Below are 24,957 nucleotides of genomic sequence, written 5' to 3'. Positions count from 1 at the left end.
TTATATTTTTTTAATTCCTATAAAGAAAATTAAAAAAAAATAAACATAATAAATGTGTACTTTTTTTAAGATTCCCACACACTTAACCAAATATTAATTACATCAAAAAAACTACCCCAAGCAGTTAGAATCATCAAATAACTCTATTTTTTTTAGTTATTGATTTTGAATTGCAATGTTTAAAAAATCAGAAAAGATTATTTTAAAGACTCAGCGATCATCAAAGCACATTTTTCGCCATCAATTGCTGCAGAGATAATTCCTCCTGCGTAACCTGCACCCTCACCGCAAGGATACAATCCTTTGATTTGTAAATGCTCTAAAGTCTGAGGATCTCTTGGAATTCTGACCGGTGATGAAGTTCGGCTTTCCGGTGCATGCAAAATAGCTTCATTAGTTAAATAACCACGCATTGATTTTCCAAACTCTTTGAACCCCTCTCGCAAAATTTGAGATAAAAAACCAGGAAAAACCTGCCCCATTTCTACCGAAGTTGTTCCGGGAACATAAGACGTTTTTGGAATATCAGCAGAAACTTTATTCTGCGTAAAATCAATCATTCTCTGTGCCGGAACTTTTTGAGTTTGCCCAGCCAAATGCCATGCTTTTTGTTCGATACTTTTTTGAAATTCCATTCCGGCCAAAGCACCGAATTTTGCAAAAGGTTTAAAATCTTCTAATTTCAACTCAATTACAATCCCGGAATTTGCCGTTAGCTGATCTCGCTTAGAGGGCGACCAGCCATTTGTAACCACTTCGCCCGGACTTGTTGCACAAGGCGCAATTACACCTCCCGGACACATACAAAAAGAGTACATACCACGACCATTCACTTGTTTTACAATAGAATACGGCGCCGGAGGCAAATGCTCGCCGCGATAATCGCAGCTGTATTGAATACTATCTATTAATTCCTGCGAATGTTCTGCACGAACACCTAAAGCAAATGGTTTCGCTTCAATAAAAATTTTCTTCTTATCTAATAATTCAAAAATATCACGTGCTGAATGCCCCGTAGCCAAAATTAATTTATTAGTCAGAATCTTATCTCCATTTTGAGTTACGATTCCTTCAACTTCATTGTTTTTAACCAAAATATCTGTTACCCGGGTATCAAACAAAACCTGTCCTCCAAATTCAATAATTTTATTTCGGATATCTTCAATAATTTTAGGAAGTTTGTTTGTTCCGATATGCGGATGTGCTTCGACCAAAATATCTTCAGAAGCTCCAAAAGCGACTAAAAGTTCTAAGATTCTAGTGACATCGCCACGCTTTTTAGATCGGGTATATAATTTCCCATCAGAATAAGTTCCGGCTCCTCCTTCACCAAAACAATAATTAGAATCTTCGTTTACAATATGTTCTCTGTTTATTGCTTTTAAATCACGTCGTCGTCCGCGGACATCTTTCCCTCGTTCGAGTACAATTGGCTTTAAGCCTGACTCAATTAACTGCAAAGCGGCAAAAAGTCCGGCCGGACCCGCTCCAACCACAATAACTTCCTGAGCAGAAGAAACGTCTTTATATATAGGAAGATTAATTTTGGTTTCCTGAAAAGATTCTCCTTTTAAGTATATGATAACTTTCAAATTGATTTTAATTGCTTTTTGACGAGCATCAATCGAACGTTTTAAAATTGTAATATGTTGAATTTCCTGGGGAGAAACTTTAATTTGTTTAGACAAATAGTCTTTAAGCAACACTTCGTTTGCTGCAGTTTCCGGAGTCACCTGAAGTAAAAGTTCTCTTGGCATTGTATTTTTTTACGCGATTAGCTTTTCTATTTATGAAAAGAACATGCAAAAATAACATTTTAAAATGATATTTTATGTTTACTGTAAAATTGCCCTCAGATTGACAAAGACATAAACCGTTTTTGTACTGAAGCATCTTGCCCAAAATCTTCGAAATTAGTTTTTAGCCACAGATTATTTGGATTAAAAAGATTTCTTTTTTTTAAGAGCAGTTAGACACACTACAGTGCGTCTCTACGAAAAACCTAGACCCCTAACATCTCAGAACCTTGGAGCCTTTTTCAAATAGACTTTGTACCTTTGTATTTTTAAACCTTTGTATCTATAAAAAAATGTCCAGAAAAATAAAACTAATTTGGGATTTTCGTGGTCCGGCTTCGGCAAAAACTGCTGAACATCATGAAATTCATTTAAAAGAATATATCGCTATTGAAAAACTCCAGTTGAACATTACGGGTTTTAAAATCATAAACGACATGCAGGCTATTGCTTTTATGGTGGTAACTGATGAAAATATGATTCAGGTAAGAGATGCTTTGAAACCACATCGGGGAGAAGTTTATTCTGAGTAAGTTGTAAAATGAAAAATGTGAGATGAAAATATCAAAAAAATACATTTTACATCTCACATTAAACCTATAACTAGTTTGCTACTTCACTAATAAACTTAATACGCATCAGTCGCAATTCATCAATATCATAATCACCATCGAATTCTTTAAGTGCGTCTTCTATTTTATCAGATTCTGATTCCATGAAATAATCATGAATTTCCTCCTGTTGATCGTCGTCCAGCATATCATCGACCCAGTATTTGATATTTAACTTGGTTCCGGAATATACAATTTGTTCCATTTCTTTGATCAGAGCATCCATTGTTAACCCTTTTGCAGAGGCAATATCGCTTAAAGGCAGTTTTCTGTCTATATTCTGAATGATATACAATTTATTAGCAGAATTTACTCCGGTAGATTTTACAACTAAATCATCCGGGCGAATAATATCATTATCCTCTACATAACGGCTTATTAAAGTTACAAAATCGTTGCCATACTTTTTAGCCTTTCCTTCACCAACACCATGAATATTATATAACTCTGTTAAAGTAATCGGATATTTTAAAGCCATATCCTCCAGAGAAGGATCCTGAAAAACCACAAAAGGAGGAACTCCGAGTTTTTTGGCTACTTTTTTACGTAATTCACGTAACATCCCCATTAAAACTTCATCTGCCGTTCCTGATGATTTTCCAGCCGTAACAATGGCTTCATCTTCAGACTCACTGTATTCATGATCTTCAGACATCGTAAACGAAACAGGATTTTTAATAAAATCCAATCCGTTTTTGGTGATTTTAACCACCCCATAAGTTTCAATATCTTTAGATAAATACCCAGCCACTAAAACTTGTCGAAGCAAAGCCATCCAATACTTTTCGTCATGATCAGATCCTGAACCAAAAAATGACTGTGTATCTGTTTTATGTGCCTTAATGACAGCATTTATACGACCAATTAAAGTAAACACAATTTCTTTTGATTTGTAAATATGTTTGGTATCGCGAACAATTTCCAATAATTTAACAACCTGATCTTTGGCTTCAATTTTATTTTTAGGATTCCGTACATTATCATCCATGTCAGCTCCATCACCATCATCCGGAAATTCTTCACCAAAATAATGCAACAGAAACTTTCTTCTTGACATTGAAGTTTCAGCATAAGCCACAACTTCCTGCAATAATGCAAAACCAATCTCCTGTTCAGCTACCGGTTTCCCGGACATGAATTTTTCCAGCTTTTCTACATCCTTGTAAGAATAGTAAGCCAAACAATGTCCTTCTCCACCGTCACGTCCGGCACGGCCAGTTTCCTGATAATAACTCTCTAGTGATTTTGGAATATCGTGATGAATCACAAAACGAACGTCAGGTTTATCGATTCCCATTCCGAAAGCAATAGTTGCCACCACTACATCAACATCTTCCATCAAAAACATATCCTGATGTTTGGCACGGGTTTTTGCATCCAGACCTGCATGATATGGAACCGCACTGATTCCGTTTACTTGTAAAACTTCGGCAATCGATTCTACTTTTTTACGGCTTAAGCAATAAATAATTCCTGATTTGCCTTTATGCTGTTTAATAAACCGAATAATATCCGATTCTATATTTTTAGTTTTGGTACGAACTTCATAATATAAATTCGGTCTGTTGAATGATGCTTTAAAAGTATTAGCATCAGACATATCGAGATTTTTCAAAATATCTTCCTGAACTTTTGGAGTTGCAGTAGCGGTAAGTCCAATGATTGGCACTCTTCCTAATTGCTTGATGATATTTTTCAGATTTCTATATTCAGGCCTGAAATCATGCCCCCATTCTGAAATACAATGCGCTTCATCAATGGCTACAAATGAAATAGGCACACTTTGTAAAAAAGCCACATATTCTTCTTTTGTTAAAGATTCGGGAGCAACATATAAAAGTTTGGTTAAGCCGGATGTAATATCTTTTTTAACCTGCGCAATTTCTGTTTTTGTAAGAGAGGAATTCAGTACATGAGCAATTCCGTTTTCAGAAGAGAGGCTTCGAATGGCATCAACCTGATTCTTCATCAAAGCAATCAAAGGAGAAACAACAATCGCAGTTCCGTCCTTAATTAAAGCGGGCAATTGATAACAAAGAGACTTTCCACCGCCCGTAGGCATAATTACAAAAGTATTCTTCTCGTCTAAAATACTTGTAATAACTTGCTCCTGCAAGCCTTTAAATTGGCTAAAGCCGAAATACTTCTTTAATTCCTTATGTATTTCAATTTCGTTTGAATTCATTCTTTATATTAATGGTATTTTGTATAAATTTGCATCATAAAGATACGAATTTCTTTCACATTCACAAATTTTAACTTTCCTGTTTTGATTACAAAAGAAAATATTTTAGCTATAGCAAAAAAAACAATACTGTCTGAAAGTGAAGCAATTACAAAATTAATTGATTTTCTTGATGAAAATTTCTACGAAGCTACCCAACGCATATACAACACAAAAGGCAGATTGATTGTTACCGGAATTGGAAAAAGTGCCATCATTGCACAAAAAATGGTTGCAACTTTTAATTCAACAGGAACACCTTCAATGTTTCTTCATGCCTCTGAAGCCATTCACGGCGATTTAGGAATGATTCAAAATGAAGACATCATCATCTGTATTTCAAAAAGCGGAAATAGTCCTGAAATTAAGGCTTTAGTGCCTTTATTAAAACGTTTTGGAAATATTTTAATTGGAATGACAGGAAACATAACCTCCTTTTTAGCTAAAGGCTCTGATTATGTTCTAAATACTACTGTTGATATGGAAGCCTGTCCCATAAATCTTGCCCCAACCAACAGTACAACAGCTCAACTTGTAATGGGAGATGCTCTTGCAGTTTGCCTTATGGAAATGCGTGATTTTAAACCTGAAGATTTTGCAGTTTATCATCCGGGAGGAGCTCTGGGAAAAAAATTATTACTTCGTGTCAAAGATATGATTGAACATTCTTTAAAACCTACAGTTACGCCAGACACCTCTGTTAAAAAAGTAATTTTCGAAATTTCTGAAAAAAGACTGGGGGTTACAGCAGTAGTTGAAAACGACAAAATTGTTGGAATCATTACTGACGGAGACATTAGAAGAATGCTTAATGACCGGGACACAATTGCCAATTTAACTGCAAAAGATATTATGAGTAAAAACCCAAAACTGGTTTCGTCTGAAACGATGGCGGTTGATGCCTTAAATATTTTAGAAGATTTCTCCATAACTCAGTTAATCGTTACTGACAATGGAGAATACAAAGGCGTTTTACATTTACATGACATTTTAAAAGAAGGAATCGTATAATGGCAAAGAAAAACCTTGGCGAAATGTCATTTTTAGACCATCTTGAAGAATTAAGATGGCTTTTGGTAAGAAGTACAATTGCTATTCTTATTATGGCTTTTGTGACCTATTTTTTTAGTGATTATTTATTTGATGAAATAATTTTAGGCCCAACAAGACCTACATTTTTTACTTATGTATGGTTTTGCGATTTGTCACACCAATTAGGATTTGCAGACAGCATCTGCATTACTGAACTGAATTTCATTATTCAGAACACTGAAATGGAAGGTCAGGTGAATATTTTTGTATGGATGTGTATTTTGGTCGGTTTCATTTTAGGTTTCCCCTATATCTTATGGGAACTCTGGAAATTTATCAGTCCAGCTTTATACGAGAAAGAAAGAAAAAATGCGAAGGTGTTTATTTTCACTTCTTCTCTCCTGTTCTTTTTAGGTGTAATTTTTGGGTATTTTATTGTAATTCCAATGTCTGTCAATTTCGTTGCCACTTTCTCTGTGAGTGACGTAGTAAAAAACCAATTTACGCTTGACTCTTATATGGGAATGGTAAAAACCAGCGTTTTGGCAAGTGGTTTGTTCTTCGAACTGCCTATTATCATTTATTTTTTAACCAAATTAGGATTGGTAACTCCTGTTTTTTTAAGAAAATATTGGAAATATGCCGTAATTCTAATCTTGATTATTGCCGCAATCGTAACACCACCAGATGTGGTAAGCCAGACAATAGTAGCAATACCAATGTTGGTTATATACGAAGTAAGTATCCTGATTTCGAAGGTTGTTTATAAAAATAAAGAAAAAGAAAATGTCTGATATCATCCAAGAATTTAACGACTATCGTTCTAAAATGAACGAAAAATTACTCGCTGACAACAATAAAATTGTAAAGCGAATTTTTAATCTTGACACTAATGCTTATGCACCGGGTGCTTTGGATGTAAAGACAAAGGAACTTTTAGGCTTAGTAGCTTCTGCCGTTTTACGCTGTGATGATTGTGTAAAATATCATTTAGAGACAAGCTATAAAGAAGGAGTTACAAAAGAAGAAATGATGGAAGCAATGGGAATTGCAACTTTGGTTGGAGGAACAATCGTCATCCCGCATTTAAGAAGAGCTTACGAATTTTGGGAGGCTTTAGAAGAATCTAAGTAATTAGAAAATGTGTCAATTTGATAATTAGATATTTTTCTTGAAATGCTCTAATTATTTAATTCTGAAATACAAATTCTAAATTTTGAAAACGCAATAATTTGTTAATTGATTCATCAGATTGATTATTTTACATTTATTTTGCCTTTCAAACAAATTATAAAATTGATTTTGAGTTAGCCTATAATTATCTCATTTTCAAATTATCTAATTATAATTATCTAATTAAAAAATGAAGCTAAGAGCCGATAATTTAATCAAAACCTACAAAGGACGCAGTGTTGTAAAAGGAATTTCTGTTGAAGTAAATCAGGGAGAAATCGTGGGGCTTTTAGGACCAAATGGTGCCGGAAAAACAACTTCTTTTTACATGATTGTGGGATTGGTAAAACCGAACCAGGGAAATATTTATCTGGATGATTTGAATATTACCGATTATCCGATGTATAAACGTGCTCAGCAGGGAATTGGTTATCTGGCACAAGAAGCTTCTGTTTTTAGAAAATTAAGCATTGAAGATAATATCCTGAGTGTTCTGCAATTGACCAAACTTTCAAAAGAAGCTCAAATTGCTAAAATGGAAAGCTTAATTGAAGAATTCAGCTTAGAACATATTCGCACGAATAGAGGTGATTTACTTTCGGGGGGAGAACGCCGTCGGACCGAAATTGCGCGTGCATTAGCCACAGATCCAAAGTTCATTTTACTGGATGAACCTTTTGCAGGAGTTGACCCGGTTGCGGTTGAAGATATTCAGAGAATTGTAGCCCAGCTAAAAAATAAAAACATCGGAATCCTGATTACCGATCACAATGTTCAGGAAACACTGGCCATTACTGACAAAACGTATTTAATGTTTGAAGGCGGAATCCTAAAAGCAGGAGTACCGGAAGAATTAGTTGAAGATGAAATGGTTCGCCGCGTTTATCTTGGACAAAACTTCGAACTTCGCAAAAAGAAATTGGAGTTTTAAGAAAGTTATATGTGAATGGTAAAAAGTGAAATGTAAATTACTTTTTACCATTTTTTTATCTCACTTTTCACTTGCACTTTTTACATTTTACTTTTTACATTTCACTTTTTACATTTTACAAAAATTACTCAACAGTAATAAACTGCAATTGTTCTAAATCGCCATTATAAATATTGACATCCACTCTGTTTTTAATTCCTGACAAAGAAGCTTTTTCGGTAAACTGCCAAAAAAGCCAATCTTCATCAATTTTCTCTCTGTAAAAATTATAGTTGGCTATCCAAAATAAATATTCACTGAATTCTTCTTTCAGAAAGTCATCATAATAACGTTCTCCACTATAAATAATAGGCCGAACTCCATAATGCGTTTCAACTTTATTCAGCCATCTTTTCAATCCTTTTTTCAAACTGTCCAAAGGCTGATTTTTTGGCAGTTTTTCAATATCCAAAACAGGAGGTAAATCACCGCTTTTAAGTTTGACCGTTTTTATAAAAAGATTTGCCTGCTCAATTGAATTTTCATTAGGACGATAATAATGATAAGCCCCCCGCATTATTTTATGCTCTTTGGCACCTTCCCAATTTGTTTTGAATTTACTATCAACCTTATTATTTCCTGCCGTAGCACGAATAAAAACAAACTCTACCGGATATTTTTCTTCTAAAACACCTACCTCATCCCAATCGACTCTTCCCTGAAATTCAGAAACATCAATTCCAATTACTTTTCCTTTATGTTTTTCTAAAACCTGAATATTACGAACATCTGAAAGATGTTTATCAACCTCATCTTCGTCTAAAACTTTGTCCGATTTAAAGCCTAAATAATAAGATAATCCATCACGATAATGATAAATGATACCCACAAAAAGCAACACAAAAAACGAAAAAATGATGAACCGGAAACCTCTCCTGAAAATTGATTTTTTAGGTTTTGCTTTTCGGGAATAAGAAGTTCTTCTTGCCATTCGGATAAAACTACTTTTTCAAAAATTTATTATTTATGACTGATAACAATACATAAAAAATAATAATTACAGGAAGTGCACAAAATTGAAGCAACAAAAGCAAAACAAGAGAAATTACTAAAAATACAATTTGCAGTACATTATCCTTGAAAGTAAACTTTTTAATCTTTAAAGCAAATAGCGGAATTTCAGCATTCAAAATGTAAGCACTACACAAAACAATAACAAACAGAACCCAATGATTTGTCAAAATTTCGAATAGCATGAATGAATCTGAATAATCAATCACTAAAGGCAGGCTCAAAATAAAAAGCGCATTTGCCGGAGTGGGCAACCCAATAAAAGAATCCGTTTGGCGTGTATCAATATTAAAATTAGCCAATCGATAGCAAGATCCCAAGGTTACGATAAATCCTAAAAACGGAATAAAAGCCGAACCGATTACCTCATGAGGATTGGCACTTTTTACAAACAAACTGTACATTACATAACCCGGTACAACTCCACTGGTTACCATATCGGCCAAAGAATCCAACTGAAGCCCAAGCGGACTCGATACTTTAAAAAGTCTCGCAAAAAAACCATCAAAAAAATCAAAAAATATTCCTAAACAAACCATGTAAAAAGCCATTTCATAATTTTTTTCAGAAACAAAAACTAAGGCAACACAGCCACAAAAAAGATTGATTAGTGTAATTAAATTAGGAATATGTTTTTTAATGTTCATCTTTTATATTTTTGAAGATTTAAAGAGCAAATTTAGTATAATAAGTCAATCTTATCTGCGTTTTTAATAGAGTTTTTTAATCTAATGCCCGACTTTTATATTATTTATGAAAAGGAAGAAATAAGCTCGGTAAAAAATTATATTTTTGGTAAAAATTAAACAAGCTCAGGTTTGAAAAAATAAATACGTTGAAAAAAATCTTAGTATTTTTATTGTTTTGTAATTGCACTTCGCATTATGCACAAACCGTTCGGAAATATTCGAATGAGTTTATGAATATTGGTGTTGATGCAGCAGCTTTAGGAATGTCGAGTGCTGTTGTCGCTTCGACTAATGATGTCAATTCTGTTTACTGGAATCCTGCGGGATTGACACATCTTGAGGATCATCAAATTTCGCTGATGCATGCCAATTATTTTGCGAATATTGCACAATACGATTATATTGGATATGCAAGTCCAATTGACGACCGAAGTGCCTGGGGAATTTCGATGATTCGTTTTGGAGTTGATGACATCATGGACACCACACAATTAATCGACAATCAGGGCAATATTGACTACAACCGTATCAGCTTATTTTCTACTGCTGATTACGGCTTTACCTTTTCCTATGCCAGAAGATTACCTATCGAAGGATTTCAATACGGTGTAAATGCCAAAATTATTAGACGCGTAATTGGAAAATTTGCAAATTCCTGGGGTTTTGGTTTTGACTTCGGACTTCAGTTCGAAAAAAACGACTGGAAATTCGGATTGATGTTACGGGATATTACAACTACTTACAATGTATGGAATATTGACGAGGAAGAATACAAAAAAATATCAGATGCTATTCCGGGAGAAAATAATGAATTACCTGAAAGTACTGAAATTACGCTTCCAAAAGCTCAATTAGGAATTTCAAAAAAGTTTGAATTTCATAATGACACCAGCCTTTTGGTTGCCACAAATTTAAATATGCGTTTTGAACAGACGAACGATATTATCTCATCAAAAATGGTAAGCATTGATCCTGCAGTGGGATTTGAATTTGGTTATACCGAACTTGTTTTTTTAAGAGCTGGAGCAGGAAATTTTCAAAATGTAATGCAGTTAGACAATTCTGAAAAATTAAATTTCCAACCCAATATTGGTCTTGGTTTTAAGTATAAAGGAATTCAGGTCGATTACGCTCTTACTGATTTAGGGAACCAAAGTACCGCATTGTACTCGAATATTTTTTCGCTTAAAGTAGATTTAGGAATCTTTAGATAAGGATTTATTATTTAAAAAATCAAATATGAGAAGTTGTACGTTTCGAAAAATAATGTTTCTATTACTATTATACAATTTTAGTTTTGGCCAAAATTTACCATTATCAAAAGAAGCACATATAAGTATTTTAACATGTGGACTTGGTAACGAAACTTATTCTTTTTTCGGACATACTGCCATTCGTGTTGCTGATCCTGCAAACAATATTGATATTGTCTATAATTATGGGGCTTTTGATTTCAGAACACCTAATTTCGTGGCTAAATTTGCTAAAGGTGATTTACAATATTTTGTAATTGCACATTCTTATACTGATTTTTTAAATGAATATAATTACGAAAAAAGAAGCGTTTATGAACAAGAATTGCTTATTTCGCAAGAGACAAAACAAAAACTTTTTGACAACTTAAACACTACCCTGCTTTCAGAAGATCGTTACTATACTTATAAATTTATTGACAAAAACTGTACTTCAATGGTGGTTGACATCATTAATAAAACATTAAATAAAGAGGTAATCACCAAAAAAAGAGATACAGATAAAACATACAGAAGTATTTTATTCCCTTATTTTGAAGGTCATTTTTATGAAAAGTTGGGAACAAGTATCATTTTTGGAACAAAAGTAGATCAATTAGGCACTAAAATATTCCTGCCTTTTGAATTGAAAAACAGTTTAGACAAAACAACTTTTCAAAATCATGCTTTTGTAAGTAAAAGCAAAACAATATTGAGTTTTGAAAAAGAAACACCTGCTTCCTGGTGGAATAACGTTTACAGTTATCTCATTTTGCTTGGTTTTATTATCCTGGTAAACAAAAAATTTATAGATAAAATCTATTTATTTATTTTATCCTTAATGGGAATCTTTTTTGTCTCTATGGGATTTTATTCATTCCACCATGAATTGGCGATGAACTATAACGTTCTTTTATTTAGTCCGCTTTTATTGGCTTTAATTATTTTTTCAGCTATTAATAATAAAAGATGGACTTTTAAATTTGCTGTACTGCATTTGGTTTTATTACTTATTTACACACTTTTTATAATTAACAAAGCGCACTTTTTTATTATACTGCCAATGATAATTACAAGTGGAGTTATTTTAGTAAGGGTTGCTATTAGAAATAAAAAAAGAATTCCTATAATAATCTGAAAAATTATTGTCCTCTGTAGAACAAAACCGTTGTTATGGTTTTGAAAGTAATACTTAAGTCGAGAAATACACTTCTATGTTTGATATAGTATAAATCATACTGCAGTTTTATCAAACTTTCTTCTATTGATTCTCCGTATGAATAATTGACTTGTGCCCAACCCGTAAGTCCTGGTTTTATAACATGACGGGTTTCATAGAAAGGCATTACTTCTGCAATTTCTTTTACAAAAAATGGCCTTTCGGGTCTTGGTCCAATAACGGCCATATCTCCTTTTAAAACATTTATAAACTGAGGCAATTCATCAATTCTTGTTTTACGCATGAACTTTCCAAATGGCGTAATTCTCTTATCATTTGATGTTGCAAAAACAGCCCCATTAGTTTCAGAATTTTCAGTCATCGTCCTGAACTTGTAAATTTGAAATACCCTTCCGTTTTTGCCTACCCTTTCTTGTGTATAAAACAATGTTCCTTTATTCCAAAAGGTATTTGCAATAAAAATCAACGGAATAAAGAAGACACAGAAAAGCAAGCCTGTTAATGAAAAAATAAATTCAAGAAAACTTACCAGTAATAAATACAGTTTATTGTTATTACTGCGGCTAAATGGAAAAAAACGATAAAAATCCCTGGAAATATACTGAACAGGAATACGCTGTGTTTTGCTTTCGTACACCTGTGTATATTCTCTTATAATGTTTCCAGCCTCCAGCAAATGAAGTAAATGCTGGTACAAATCGGCTGTAATACCCTCCGTTTTTTGAGAGGCAATTACAATTTCTGAGATATTATTTTTACTCACAAAAGCTAACAAATTATCTTTTTCAATCTCTTTTATATACTTCAAAGAAAAATCTTCTCCGACTAAAGAATCCGAATTTACAAATCCAATAATTTTATAATGAGGATCAACATTTTCAAGTCCTAAAACAAGTTCATCAACCTGATGTTTATTACAAATCAAAATTACATTTTGTGAAAATCGTTGTGTTGCCAAAAAGTAAACATAAAAAAAACGCCAAATCAACAATGCCCCAAGAATAGTCAAATAAAAAATAAGAATAACCAACCGCTGTTTTGGAAGCTCCGGAGATAAAATTGGTGTAAACAAATACACTAATGAAGCTGTTGTTACAGTTAAAATAACACTTCTAAGTACCTGAAACTGGTTGCTGGCAATCTGAAGATTATACATTTCAAAGATCGCACCAAAACCACTCAGATACACAATGAATAAAACTGGTTTAAAATAATTTGCATTACCCAAATCGAAATACGGATAATAAAAAAGCTGGTCCATTAAATATAAAGCAAACAAAATAAAAGCAATATCAAAAAGTCTAAGCAGTACTTTTCTTTCTGAAATTTCAAAATGCATTTTTTTATTTTTTTGCATGTATCCTGTTTTTTTTTTATTTCAAGTTCTTTAATCTGAGGCAAATGTATTATAAAAAATAGAATTTAATCGCCTGAATTTTCTGCTTTTTCAGGAATTTTAACCTGTACTAAAAGAAGTGATAACGCATAAACAAAAGCAGGCGCAGCTGTTCGCATAGCAGCATGATTAATCGTCAGAAGCCAAAAAAAGTAAAACGATAAAAAATACAGATGCTGTCTATTATTAATATACAAAACAAAGGGAGTTATAAAAAGTATCAATAATCCCAAAACACCAAACAAACCGTGTTCACTTAACATACGAGATATTTCGTTATGTGAAGCAACTTCTCCCCCATTATGCTCTTTCCTTGCTTTTTTCCCCATACCAGCTCCTACGCCTGTAATGGGATTATCGATAAAAATTTTAAGTTCCTCACCCATAATTTTCTCTCTTCCTCCCAAACGATCTTTTTTTGTTCTTCCAATTGCATCCTTATTTGCATAGCGTTTATTAATCAGACCTGATGTTTGCAAAGAACTGTAAGTCCAAATTCCTCCAGCCATTAAAGCTGTAACTATAAAAACTAGAGTAAATTTACTTCTCCCTTTTGCGTTAGAAAAATAATACAATAAAAACAACAGGCAAATAATCATAACTATAGCTGTTATAACACCACCTCTAGAGAAAGTAACAATCGCCCTGTAGCTTATAAATAACAAAAGAATTCCGTTCAAAATCATCCTTTTTTTTGATTTTGAAAATAAAATCAATTGTGCAAAAAAGACAAACATTCCTAAACCCAAAATTGTAGAAACCTGATTAGGCCCAAAACCTCCTGATGTCTCAAAATTTGACTGTGTTCCGGTAACAACATCCTTAACACTTGGATTAAATAAAAATAAATAAACAGCGGTTGTTACAACCGGCAAGCCCATTGCAACGACAACATTTTGTAAATCAGAAAACAAAATTCTTCTTTTATACATGTATATCGCAGATATCGCAAGACAAACTGCCCCGGATAAATTAAAAACTAATAATTTTCGAATGTCTGAATTAAAATCAGCAGTGGATGAGGTTACTAATATACCTGGAATTAATAATAATAAAAACACCCAATATATAAATGCATTAATAGAAAAATTACTGTACACCATCCCTAAAAACATAAAAAAAATCACACTAACCTTAACAAATTCATTATTGAAGTTACCGCCTGTCATCCGCAAAAAAACCTCAACCCCCACCATATACGCTGTTACTAAAAGAACTTCATTATTTTTATTTTTAGTACTATAAACTACATAAAAACCAATTAAAGGAATTAATAGTGCATAAATTTTTGATAAAAACGGCACAACGAAAATTACCAACGCAATTACTGCATGGATTATAAGGAGATTAATATACGATAATCGAATGTTTTTCATTTGAATTCAAAATATTTTACACAAAAAATCAAAAATTCAACCACAAAATATATTGCTGAATAACGGATTCTTCACTAAAATCAGATAATATCTTTTGTTTTAAAGCCAATCCAGCTTCCTTTCTGTAATTATCGTTTTGGATAAATTCAGTAAGGGCAGTTGTAAATTGATTCACATCATTAGATTCTACAATCAAGCCTTCTTTATTAGAAATAATAATTTTTGGTATTTCACCAACATTAGTTGCCACAACCGGCATTTGACACAAACCATACTCCAATAGTGATAATGGCAATCCTTCTGATATCGAAGGCAAAACAGCAATATCGCACTGTTTTAATACAGTACTTACATCTTGTATCGTTCCGTAAAAAAAGATATTTTTTTCTAATTTTAAGTTTTTGATGCTGTTCTTAATTTGGTCCGAATAATCGTCTTCAAAGTCCTTTCCAAACAGATGAAATGTCCAGTCCGGGAATTTTTCTTTAATTATTTTTGCTGTCTCAATAAGCAATTTATGGTTTTTTTGCGGACGAAGATTGGCTACACAAATTATTCTTTTACCTGTAATCCCTTTTAATTCTATTTTTTCATTTGCCTGAAAAACATTTAAAATGAAATTTGGAAAATAAACAACTTTAGAACACCATAGATAAGATTCTGCCCATTTTTTTAATGATTCATTTACCGCGATAGTTCCGGTAAAAAAAAGAGATCCCCACTTTAGCCCCAAATTTTTTCTAGAAGTCAAATTCTGTGAAATTCCGTAATGGTCATGCCAAATAATTTTTAAACTTGGCAGAGTCAATTTTACTAAAACAGCAATAAAAAAAGAAGAACTATGGGCATGAATTATATCAACATTATTATCTTTTATAAACTTTCTTAGTTTAAAAACGGCCTTTACATCAATCCTTTTATGTTTTTCCAAAAATAAATACGGTACTTTTAAATCAATTTGATTTTTCAAAACACCTTCTTTTCTGGTTGCAACTAATGCTGAAAACTCGATTTTTTCAGCTAAAGCATTTGCATAATTCACAGCCATTCTCTCTGCTCCACCAGCTTCCAAAGAGTCTATTATTTGTACTATTCTCATTTTAGCAGCTTTTTAATTTCAGCTTCAAAATATCATTATGTGATAACTTTTTACTCTATTTTCAAATCATCCATTTATAAAGTCCAGAGATTTATTATCTACTCCACTTCTGACAAATATAAACGAAATTGTTACTTTATTTTTTACAATTTATTTGTTTTATAATAATGAAATAAAAAATATTACTTTTACCGAACAAACATCCTTTTATGCAACCTATCATTTCTTTTATAAAAACGGAAAAAGCATTTAGCTTTCTCTTTATATCTATTCTAATATTATCATTAAGAAATTTGTTTATACCTTTACAAGCAGACGAAATTACTTATTTTAAAATTTCTAGCAATATCTTATCCGGAAAATACTACCAAACGGATTATCCTTCTTCAGTAATACCAATAATTCCATTTTTAATGGCTTTTTTTAGTTTTAAAAGTGTCCCTCTTTTAGGGTTTGCTTTGCACAAAATGTTTCACATCATATTAACTGTTTTAGGCTTTCGATTTTGTTATTTAATTTTATCTAAACTTGACATAGACAAAAGAATAATTTACAGTATAATTTTATTAACAGCAATTTCTTCTAACTTTATTTCTTTTCTTCCTTCTCTATATCCTGAAGCTATTATTTTTTTTACATTCTGGGGCTTTTTATATTATTTCAATGAACCTAAAAACATCTCAAATTTCAAAAGACTTTTCTTTTTGTTCATCTTATTAGTTTTTACCCGATATGTATATGCTATTTTAGGATTACTTCTCCTTATTTATTATTATTCATTTATAAAAAAATCTAAAAAGGATTTTTGGAGACTTGTCTTAATATCTCTAATTATTGCTTCTCCATTGTTATTTTGGTTTAAATACATATACAATATAGAATCTCAAAATTTAAGTGAAATCAGTTACTTCAATCGATTTAAAGTTGGTGAAAATCCGCTTTGGTATAATATAAAATGTGGCTTAGGTTTAGAAAAACATTATGAAGTTAGTCGCATTAATGGGATACCTGCATTTATATCTTTATTTGTACCAGTCACAGGAGTAAGGAACTATCTTATTAGTTTCATATTACTTTTTGCTGTATTTTTTGGTCTTTTAAAAAAAATCAAAAACACAATCATTTTAAATTTATTTTTTGCTTTTACTTTGATCATTTTAGGTTTTATTTTGGCCGGGACAGGATTTAGCCGGTATTGGTTAGTATTATTACCTATAATTTATTTAAGTTATTATTTAATTTACAATAAGTACTTCTCAAATCCAAAGTATTTTGTTTTGGTTGCTCAAGTTATTGGCTTAGTTTTGTTTTTAAACGAAATTCGACTAACATTCTTAATCCTAAAAAAAATCCTCTAAGTATGTCGCAAAAATTAATTATTTATATGCCCGCTCTCAATGAGGAAAAAACAATTTTAAAAGTTATTAATTCTATACCAAAAACAATTGTAGGATTTGATACAATTGAAATCTTAGTAGTGAATGATGGCAGCACAGACCTAACGGTGACTGAAGCACAAAAAGGAGGTGCAACAGTTTTAAGTCATAATAAGAATAAAGGAGTTGGCGCAGCTTTTCAAACTGCTATTAATTATGCCTTACAAACAAAAACAGACGCAATTGTTAGTATAGATGCTGATGGGCAATTTGATGTTAACCAAATATCTCAAATGCTGACTCCCATTATAAATAATGAGGCTGATTTTTGCATTGGAGTGCGTTTCTCAAACGGAAAACCGGATAATATGCCTAAAATTAAATTTTGGGGAAATAAGAAAGTTAATCAAATTGTAAGTTTTGTTGGCAAAACTAAAATTCTTGATGCTTCCTGTGGCTTTAGAGCTTATTCTAATGATGCATTGTTGAGTTTAAATTTACATGGCAGTTTCACCTACACTCATGAAACTATACTTGATTTATTAGATAAAGGTTTTAAATTGAGCCAAGTACCTGTGAATGTAAAGTACTTTGAAGACCGTGTATCAAGAATTGCTAATAATTTATTTTTATATGGCTTTAAAACTTCATCCATAATTTTCAAATCCCTAAAAGATTATAAACCTTTGCAATTTTTTTTAAGCATCGCAGCTTTTATTTTGTTATTAGCACTATTTTTTGGTGGTTGGGCATTGATGCATTGGATCATGTATGACACCATTACGCCATATAAAAGTTTTGGTGTAATTGGATTATCTCTCTTAGGAATGAGCGCTATTGTTACTATTTTTGCTTTTATGGCCGATATGCTTGGTCGTATCAGGAAAAATCAGGAAAAAATATTATACCTTCTCAAAAAGACGCACTTTGAAAATCATTAGAAATAAAAAATTTAGGACTGAAATTCTACGTTATATTTATATCAGTATTTTTGGTTACTTATATATATTTCTTTCATTATATATTTTTGTAAACATAATGCATGTTAACAAATCCGTTTCGTTTATGTTAACTTATGCAATTTGGTATTCAATGCTTTATTTTGTCCAACTGAAACTCCTTTTCAAAACAAATCATAACAGAAAAAAGTTAATTAAATTTTGCATTAACCTACTTGTATTTTATATTGCTGCAAATTTCCTATACAACATTGGAATTTATTTCAACTTAGATTATCTTGTATCTACAGCTATAACTATCCTTATATTAATGCCTCTTCGATATATAGTATTAAAATATTATGTGTACAATTAAAGAAAATGTAAAATGAAAAAAATTGATTATTCTAAATTAAAGGCTAATCCTGAGAAAGAAGATTTTTCAGGTAAATACGAAGACACAAACTTTATATCAAAGTTTTTAGTAAACAATTATTTTAAATCAGTAGAAAAATTAGTAGCTAAAATTACACCCGTAAATTCAGCACACGAGATAGGTTGCGGAGAAGGAAGATCTACTATTAAGCTTAATGGAATGATCAGCAATTTAACTGCTTCAGAATTTGTCGAAAATTTAGTCCTAATTGCAAAAAAAAACAATCCAAGCTTAACTATCTTTCAAGAAAGTATTTATGAACTTCAATACGAAAATAACAGTGTCGATTTAGTTTTCTTATTAGAAGTTTTGGAACATTTAGATTACCCCAAATTAGCATTACAAGAATTAAAAAGAGTTTCTTCAAAATTTTTAATTTTAGGTGTCCCTCGTGAACCAATATGGCGTATTTTGAATATGTGCAGATTTAAATATATAAGCGATTTTGGAAATACTCCAGGACATTTAAACCATTGGTCTAAACATTCTATTATTAGATTAATTGAAAAAGAATATGGTAAGGTAATAGCCGTAGAATCACCCTTACCCTGGACAATTGTTTTAGCAAAAAAACACGATTGACAATTAAAAATAAAAACCCATTATTTCTTTAATATTTCTATCAAATTTTTCAATAGTAAACTGTTGAGACCATTTCATACTTTCTGAAGACGCTGTCCGAAAGCCTGATTCATTGTTTATAACTTTTATTATCTCGATAAAATCTATCTCTAAATTGTTTTGCAAAAAAACACCTCTATTTCCATAATCCAACATAGAAGGAACACAAGAAACTTTGGTTACAACCGGAACACAACCCCAAAACATAGCTTCAGCAATAGCTTTTGGCCAGCCTTCGCTTTTAGATGCTAAAATTACAAAATGGCATTTTTGATATGCTTTTTTTATAGTTTCTTTATTTTGGTTTCCGTGTAAAATCACATAATTCTCTAACTGATTCTTTTGAATGTAATTTTCCAAATTTTGTCTTTCAGAGCCTTCACCATATATTTCTAAAGTAATATTTTTTCCCTTTTTAATTAGTTTTTCAACCAATTTTACAGCATAGATTGGATTTTTACCTAAAACTAAACTTCCAACAAAAACAAAATGAATACCTAAATCTAAATTTGTTTTTTTAATTGTTTCCTTCTCTGATTCTGAATATGTAGCAGTAAAAAAAGGTTTAATGTTTATAGATTGATTATCCCATTCCCCATAAACCAAAACCTGCATATTTTTAGTAAAAAAAGTATTACTCAAAATGTACTTTTGCAATTTGTATGTCCAGGGCTGTTTACTTTTAGGATCCCAGTTTCCGGCATATTTTGCTGTTTTTATTTTATTTGGGAAGAATATTTGAACCAGACAACCAATTAATCCAACATTTCCCGGGCATCTCAAATGAATATGATCGGCACTTTTCATGGCCCAAAATATTCTCCAGAAAATTTTCGGCAATTTCAATAATGCCAAAACAATATTCTTAAAATCTATAAGATTGAAATTCGGAATAACTCTAAAATCAATTTTTTTATGATTATAGGGCAAATCAATTGCTGTTATCTCTTTATTTTCTAATGGTGCCACCACTACAAGCTCATCAACATATTTTAACCAAATATTCATTTCACGTACATAAGGTGCATAACCAAAATATTGATTTTCTTTTTGATTGTGAATGACGTGTGTGATAATTACGAATTTCATTAAACTAAATCTTTAATATTTTCATTTAATAGTATTAATTCACGATTTCCTTTTTCATTAAAAACGTAATTCTCATAATACATTTGATAATATTTCATAACATTTTTCGCCATTTCATTTTTTTTATCATCAGACAAAGAAAGTGCTTTATTTATTATTTCCGCAATCTCAGAAAGGTCACGATAAACCAAACAATTCAAATCATTTTCTAAAGAGGGATTAAGCCAATGAGGATAATTTAAAATTGGAATTACCCCAACAGACATCGCTTCTAAAACATTATGACACATGGGCATTGTCATTCCCGGAGCACAAAAAATAAAATCAGCAGATGAGAGATAATACCGCCATTTTTCTGTAGGAATTGCTCCTGATTGCCATTTCATTAAGGTAAATCTGTTCTTAAATTTACCTGACTCTAAGCCTTCTATTAATTCATCTCCCGTGATTTGAATTAATTTATCAGATCTTAAAACTGCTTTATAGATTTCCCATCTATTGTGTAAGCCAAAATTATCCTGAATGACATTTGTATTATAAATTTTCTCATCAAAATTACCACTCATTAAAATTCCAATTCGTTTTGGCAAAATTTCAGACTCTTTTTGCAAATAATTAGCAGGATGCATGATGTATGGCAATGCATTTTCCTGATAATCATCAGAAGAATATATTTTTCTGTAATTGTAATTAACTCTGAAATCAGCTTTTTTATGGTGACTGAAAATTTTAAGTTTTGTTGTTTTTGAAAATGGTTTTTCAAAATAAATATAATCGAGTTCATTAAACCATTTTGCCAAAAAAAACATTCTCAATAATGAAAATTTCACAACGATTGGTTCCTTATAAACTTCATGGATTCTAAAAAAAAGATTAAGATAAGTTCTAACTTTTGTGCGATGATTTAAGTTAATATAAATCACTGGTTCATTCTGATCATAAAATCGAACATACGAATAGTTTAACCTAAACTCTTTGATTTTTTTTAGAATCTTCTTTTTTAATATAAATATCATTTTTGTTTTGGCTCATTAAAAAGTAAACTACACCATCCTACAGTCCTGCCTATTGCTTCTGTAAAAGCTTGTTTTTTGTTGTTTCCTTTTATTATATTGGTAAAACGGATTAAAGTTAATAAAATCGTTATGGCATTCCACTTCAAACGATCTGTTATATTTGGATTTGAATTTTTAACACGCCAAACATACCATCCGTTTCGTACTACCATTTTTCCGTATTGATATTTATTGGGACGACCTGATTCAGCATGAAAATGAGAAAGTTTTGCAGCAGTATTTAAGTATAATTTTCCCGTTTTTGAAACTCTTATTGTAAAATCAGCATCTTCATATAAACCATATCCTTGAAAATAAACAGAAAATGAAAATTGCTCAAAAACTGATTTTCTAAACGACGAAACTCCTCCCATCAATTGTTCTACCTCATATACTTTATTTGTTGGAGGCAAAAAACCTACACTCCTGCCATGTGAAAATGAAGAAGAGAAACCAGGTGGGCAATCACTGTCCAAATTCAGTTTTTTTCTTAAAACAAACCTACTGCCATCTTTACGTTTCCATCCGTCAAAATAAAATTCATTTATTTTTGGGGAATAATTCTCTTCTACTTTTATCCATTCGATTTCATTAGAAATATATCCTCCTACACCTAAAGCTTCCGGATACAACTTATATGTACAAAGCAAATTTTTAAAATAATCTGGTTCTAAAACAGTATCGTCATCTAAAAAACAGACAATATCAATATCCTCAGCCACTTTCGAAATCCCAAAATTTCTTTGTTTGGTAAGACCTCTGTTTTCTTGATTTACCAAAGAATACTTTAAATGGTCAAATCGGTTTTCATTTAAAACAACTTCAGTCAGATTATTTGTCGAACCATCAATAATCAAAATTTCATCCGGATACAATGATTGTTTTTGAACCGAATCTAATAATTTCAATAACGGTTGCGGACGCATATAGGTACAAATAATTAACGAAAATTTCATCTCTGATTTTTTAGTTGATTTGCCCAGTATAAGCTTCTACTCCATTGCTTTTTAAAATTAAAGAAATAGCTGATTGGATTTTTTATTGGCTGCACTTTATAAAATTTAAAAAACAAAATCGTTTTATAACCCGATATTTGCTTTTCATTTAAATGTAATATCTTATACAGCATAACGGTTGGTGATGGTTTAGGCTGAATCTCATCATTTTGCCATCCCAAAACTGGCTTGGTTCTGAATCCGCCAATTGGTGCTTTTAAATGGATGATTTCCGGGTTTGGAAAATACAAAATGTCAATTCCTAAATTCCTTAATTGCATTCCAAAATCACTATCTTCTCCATAACCAAACTCAAAACCTTTTCTAAAAGAAACTAAATTTAACAAATCAGACTTCAAGAAACTATTGCCCGAACCAAAAATAGATGATTGAATCACTTCATTAACTTGTTTTTTTTCATTTAATCTCAAATAGGAATTACTGGCAACTTGGGTTCCGTATTTAATACAATTCTCTAATGTTTTAGCAATTAAATCACTGTTAAATCTATTATCATCATCATTTAAAAATACCCATTCGCTTTTTACTTCGGCTAAAGCCAAATTCCGGGCATTACATGCTCCTGCCTGATGTGTAAAAATATGTTTAATTTCAAAATTCCATGTTTCATTTGTAAGATAATCCAATTCCGAAACACTTTCAGGATTTGGGTTTTGCTCAACAATTATAACTTTTTCGGGAAAATGGGTCTGATTTGACAAATCTTTTAAAACATCATGCAAATATTGCTTTCTACCGATGGTAGGAATGATAACATCTATAGTTCCTGACTCAACTACTTTTTTTACTGACTCAACTTTAATATTATCTAATAAGTCGTTTTTTAACTTTCTTCGGGAATAAAGCAGTGAAAAAACAAAAGGCAAAATGAGAATTTTTCTTTCGTAAAAAAACAAATTCAAAAACAATAAAAATGACCAACGCGTTTTATAATGTTGTTTTACAAATCGAAATAAAATAAAATTACTGCTTTTATGAATTTTATTTAAATGAGGTATTCTCTTTAACAATTTTGGTTCTGAATAACACAAAAGACCTTTTGACATTGCGAGTTTTGCCAAAGAATGCAAAAAATAATCCAGATTGTCTGAAACACTTATGTTCTTTTTCAAAGCTAATAAAACACTAGCCTGAATTCCTCCAACGTAACTACTCATTTGCCAGGTAGGATAAGTAACTTTTTTATCGCTATTTATAAAAACAGATTCTTCTACATAGCCAATAGCATCTGATAAAAATGAATTTTTTAATGGATTATAAGAAGCCATTATCTTTTTATGATGAAAAATGGCTTCAAATTCAGAAAAATTCAAACTAGATTTTAAATCAATATAACACCAAATTACTAACTCTTCAGGAAAAGCAGTTGCAATTTCAAATAAAGTTGCTGCGATATTTTTACCCAAAAAAGGCAAATTTTTATTGTCATTACTAACGCTAATTACTTTATTGTTTTCATGATATACAATTATCATCTTTCTCTGTTTTTTTGGCTAATTACTTTTTTGTAAAATTCTATGTTCTGATTGGCTATTACATGTATATCAAAATATTTTTCTACTTTATTTCTCGCCGCTTGTGCTAATTTATGACACAAAATCTCATCCTCCAGACAATTATTAATTTTTTGCGCAAAATTCTCATGATTTGCCGGATACTCTAAAAAGCCATTTTTACCATCATCAATCATTTCCTGAGCCCATCCCACATTTGAGGCTACGATTGGTTTTTTCATTGCCATAGCTTCCAGCCACGAAACCGGAAAAGCCTCTGCAAAAGAAGGAAAAACACAAACTGTTGCCTGTTTAATTTTTTCTTTTATTTCGATATACGGAACGCTTCCCAAATACTCTGTCTGTTGCCCTGCCTTGTCTGAAAATAATTCCTGCATCATTTGCCAGGTAGAAGAATTTCCTGAAATAATATCCGGAACATCCCTCCCAATCAAAATTAATTTGGCTTCAGGATTATTTTCTATTACTTTATTGAAAATCAATGGCAATTCTAAAAGTCCTTTTTTTCGAATTAGACTTCCAAAATACAGTATCGTTTTCTGTTTCGGATGATCTTCATTATTTGCCTGAAATAAATTAATATCAATAGGGTTTGGAATGATTGTAAATTTCTTCTTCAAACCAAAAATCATATTTGTGGTATCCGCTGTAAACTGACTCACAGACAGTAATCCATCAGCATTTTGTAATGCTTTTTTTTCATGAAACTTATTAACCCTTTTTACCTTACGATTATCCAAATGACAAAAATAGGTGTCAGACCCGTTTAATCTTATAATTAACGGACATGATTTGGGTTTTATAAATGATGAAATACCGGTCCAGTCTGCTGCTTCAACCAAATCAATTTCATTATTAATATGTAGTTGATTGATTATTTTTTCGATTTTTTTTCTTGTCAAAAACCAGGATAAACCTTTAAACTTAATATTTTTTATTTGCTGAATATGAATTCCGTCATCATTAAATGCGCCATCTTCTTTTTGTCCATATACTAATATGCGCACCGAAACTCCTTTAGCTAAAAGCCCAATTGCTAAATTTTTAATACTTGTCCCGATTCCGCCTGAATTTCCTGTTTTCGAGTGTGGGTATTCCGGAGTTAAAAAAGCTATTTTCATTC

The 24,957-nt window shown here is 31.6% G+C and carries 22 protein-coding genes; 10 read left to right on the top strand and 12 right to left on the bottom strand.

Annotated elements, in window-relative coordinates; translation table 11 throughout:
* Positions 1-197 precede the first annotated feature (197 nt).
* Complete coding sequence (locus tag FLV_RS03885) at positions 198-1,757, bottom strand: NAD(P)/FAD-dependent oxidoreductase (RefSeq protein ID WP_243230894.1); 1,560 nt, start codon at positions 1,755-1,757, stop codon at positions 198-200.
* Between the two features lie 332 nt (positions 1,758-2,089).
* On the opposite strand from FLV_RS03885, the gene FLV_RS03880 reads away from it, so the two are divergent.
* On the top strand, positions 2,090-2,329 hold the full coding sequence (locus FLV_RS03880; protein ID WP_243230893.1) for a hypothetical protein: 240 nt from the start codon (positions 2,090-2,092) through the stop codon (positions 2,327-2,329).
* Positions 2,330-2,399: 70 nt separating this feature from the next.
* Here the strand turns inward: FLV_RS03880 and recQ are convergent, their stop codons facing one another.
* Positions 2,400-4,592, bottom strand: coding sequence for a DNA helicase RecQ (gene recQ / locus FLV_RS03875; RefSeq protein WP_243230892.1), 2,193 nt, complete (start codon positions 4,590-4,592; stop codon positions 2,400-2,402).
* An 84-nt stretch (positions 4,593-4,676) separates the two neighbouring features.
* On the opposite strand from recQ, the gene FLV_RS03870 reads away from it, so the two are divergent.
* From FLV_RS03870 to lptB, 4 genes are all read left to right on the top strand, one after another.
* Complete coding sequence (locus FLV_RS03870; protein ID WP_243230891.1) at positions 4,677-5,642, top strand: SIS domain-containing protein; 966 nt, start codon at positions 4,677-4,679, stop codon at positions 5,640-5,642.
* Positions 5,642-6,457: a twin-arginine translocase subunit TatC gene (tatC, locus tag FLV_RS03865; RefSeq protein WP_243230890.1), complete on the top strand. Its 816-nt coding sequence runs from the start codon at positions 5,642-5,644 to the stop codon at positions 6,455-6,457. The genes FLV_RS03870 and tatC overlap by 1 nt, the downstream gene beginning before the upstream one ends.
* Positions 6,450-6,797, top strand: coding sequence for a carboxymuconolactone decarboxylase family protein (locus tag FLV_RS03860; RefSeq protein WP_243230887.1), 348 nt, complete (start codon positions 6,450-6,452; stop codon positions 6,795-6,797). The genes tatC and FLV_RS03860 overlap by 8 nt, the downstream gene beginning before the upstream one ends.
* A 229-nt stretch (positions 6,798-7,026) precedes the next feature.
* Positions 7,027-7,767 carry an LPS export ABC transporter ATP-binding protein gene (lptB, locus tag FLV_RS03855; RefSeq protein WP_012022391.1) on the top strand — a complete coding sequence of 247 codons (741 nt, stop codon included), beginning with the start codon at positions 7,027-7,029 and terminating at the stop codon, positions 7,765-7,767.
* 124 nt (positions 7,768-7,891) lie between these two features.
* Here lptB and FLV_RS03850 read toward each other — a convergent pair whose 3' ends face one another.
* Together FLV_RS03850 and FLV_RS03845 are read right to left on the bottom strand one after the other, a co-directional pair.
* A complete protein-coding gene (locus FLV_RS03850; RefSeq protein ID WP_243230886.1) occupies positions 7,892-8,737 on the bottom strand; it encodes a glycoside hydrolase family 25 protein in 846 nt (281 codons plus the stop codon).
* Positions 8,738-8,747: 10 nt separating this feature from the next.
* Entirely contained in the window at positions 8,748-9,464 is a 717-nt protein-coding gene (locus tag FLV_RS03845; protein WP_243230885.1) for a CDP-alcohol phosphatidyltransferase family protein, read from the bottom strand.
* A 272-nt stretch (positions 9,465-9,736) separates the two neighbouring features.
* Between FLV_RS03845 and FLV_RS03840 the strand changes: the two genes are divergently transcribed.
* Together FLV_RS03840 and FLV_RS03835 are read left to right on the top strand one after the other, a co-directional pair.
* Positions 9,737-10,720, top strand: coding sequence for a PorV/PorQ family protein (locus FLV_RS03840; protein WP_317235666.1), 984 nt, complete (start codon positions 9,737-9,739; stop codon positions 10,718-10,720).
* 52 nt (positions 10,721-10,772) lie between these two features.
* Entirely contained in the window at positions 10,773-11,876 is a 1,104-nt protein-coding gene (locus FLV_RS03835; RefSeq protein WP_317235665.1) for a DUF4105 domain-containing protein, read from the top strand.
* Positions 11,877-11,880: 4 nt separating this feature from the next.
* Here the strand turns inward: FLV_RS03835 and FLV_RS03830 are convergent, their stop codons facing one another.
* The 3 genes from FLV_RS03830 to FLV_RS03820 form a co-directional block, all read right to left on the bottom strand.
* A complete protein-coding gene (locus FLV_RS03830; RefSeq protein ID WP_243230882.1) occupies positions 11,881-13,275 on the bottom strand; it encodes a sugar transferase in 1,395 nt (464 codons plus the stop codon).
* A gap of 65 nt (positions 13,276-13,340) precedes the next feature.
* Positions 13,341-14,690 carry an O-antigen ligase family protein gene (locus FLV_RS03825; protein ID WP_243230880.1) on the bottom strand — a complete coding sequence of 450 codons (1,350 nt, stop codon included), beginning with the start codon at positions 14,688-14,690 and terminating at the stop codon, positions 13,341-13,343.
* A gap of 28 nt (positions 14,691-14,718) precedes the next feature.
* The gene (locus tag FLV_RS03820) at positions 14,719-15,789 is read right to left on the bottom strand and encodes a glycosyltransferase family 4 protein (RefSeq protein WP_243230876.1); all 1,071 of its coding nucleotides are present in this window, start codon (positions 15,787-15,789) and stop codon (positions 14,719-14,721) included.
* Between the two features lie 209 nt (positions 15,790-15,998).
* Here FLV_RS03820 and FLV_RS03815 point away from each other — a divergent pair, with 209 nt between their 5' ends.
* The 3 genes from FLV_RS03815 to FLV_RS03805 all read left to right on the top strand — a co-directional run bounded on the left by FLV_RS03815 (position 15,999) and on the right by FLV_RS03805 (position 19,121).
* Positions 15,999-17,147, top strand: a complete 1,149-nt coding sequence (locus FLV_RS03815; protein WP_243230875.1) for a hypothetical protein — start codon at positions 15,999-16,001, stop codon at positions 17,145-17,147.
* Positions 17,148-17,149: 2 nt separating this feature from the next.
* The gene (locus tag FLV_RS03810) at positions 17,150-18,106 is read left to right on the top strand and encodes a glycosyltransferase family 2 protein (RefSeq protein ID WP_243230874.1); all 957 of its coding nucleotides are present in this window, start codon (positions 17,150-17,152) and stop codon (positions 18,104-18,106) included.
* Between the two features lie 385 nt (positions 18,107-18,491).
* Positions 18,492-19,121 (top strand): class I SAM-dependent methyltransferase, encoded by a 630-nt coding sequence (locus FLV_RS03805; RefSeq protein WP_243230873.1) that lies wholly within the window; start codon positions 18,492-18,494, stop codon positions 19,119-19,121.
* A gap of 3 nt (positions 19,122-19,124) precedes the next feature.
* Here the strand turns inward: FLV_RS03805 and FLV_RS03800 are convergent, their stop codons facing one another.
* Genes FLV_RS03800 through FLV_RS03780 form a run of 5 tightly spaced genes read right to left on the bottom strand, consistent with a single transcriptional unit; the run spans position 19,125 to position 24,955 of the window.
* The gene (locus FLV_RS03800; RefSeq protein ID WP_243230872.1) at positions 19,125-20,249 is read right to left on the bottom strand and encodes a glycosyltransferase; all 1,125 of its coding nucleotides are present in this window, start codon (positions 20,247-20,249) and stop codon (positions 19,125-19,127) included.
* Complete coding sequence (locus FLV_RS03795) at positions 20,249-21,265, bottom strand: glycosyltransferase (protein WP_243230871.1); 1,017 nt, start codon at positions 21,263-21,265, stop codon at positions 20,249-20,251. Before FLV_RS03795 ends, FLV_RS03800 begins: the two co-directional genes overlap by 1 nt.
* Positions 21,262-22,260, bottom strand: coding sequence for a glycosyltransferase family 2 protein (locus FLV_RS03790; RefSeq protein WP_243230870.1), 999 nt, complete (start codon positions 22,258-22,260; stop codon positions 21,262-21,264). Before FLV_RS03790 ends, FLV_RS03795 begins: the two co-directional genes overlap by 4 nt.
* Positions 22,257-23,795 carry a glycosyltransferase family 2 protein gene (locus FLV_RS03785; RefSeq protein WP_243230869.1) on the bottom strand — a complete coding sequence of 513 codons (1,539 nt, stop codon included), beginning with the start codon at positions 23,793-23,795 and terminating at the stop codon, positions 22,257-22,259. The genes FLV_RS03790 and FLV_RS03785 overlap by 4 nt, the downstream gene beginning before the upstream one ends.
* Complete coding sequence (locus tag FLV_RS03780; RefSeq protein WP_243230867.1) at positions 23,792-24,955, bottom strand: glycosyltransferase family 4 protein; 1,164 nt, start codon at positions 24,953-24,955, stop codon at positions 23,792-23,794. The genes FLV_RS03785 and FLV_RS03780 overlap by 4 nt, the downstream gene beginning before the upstream one ends.
* Positions 24,956-24,957 lie beyond the last annotated feature (2 nt).

This window comes from Flavobacterium pectinovorum, from assembly GCF_022802975.1.
Lineage (GTDB): Bacteria > Bacteroidota > Bacteroidia > Flavobacteriales > Flavobacteriaceae > Flavobacterium > Flavobacterium pectinovorum_B.
This window is presented reverse-complemented; position numbering and strand designations above follow the sequence as displayed.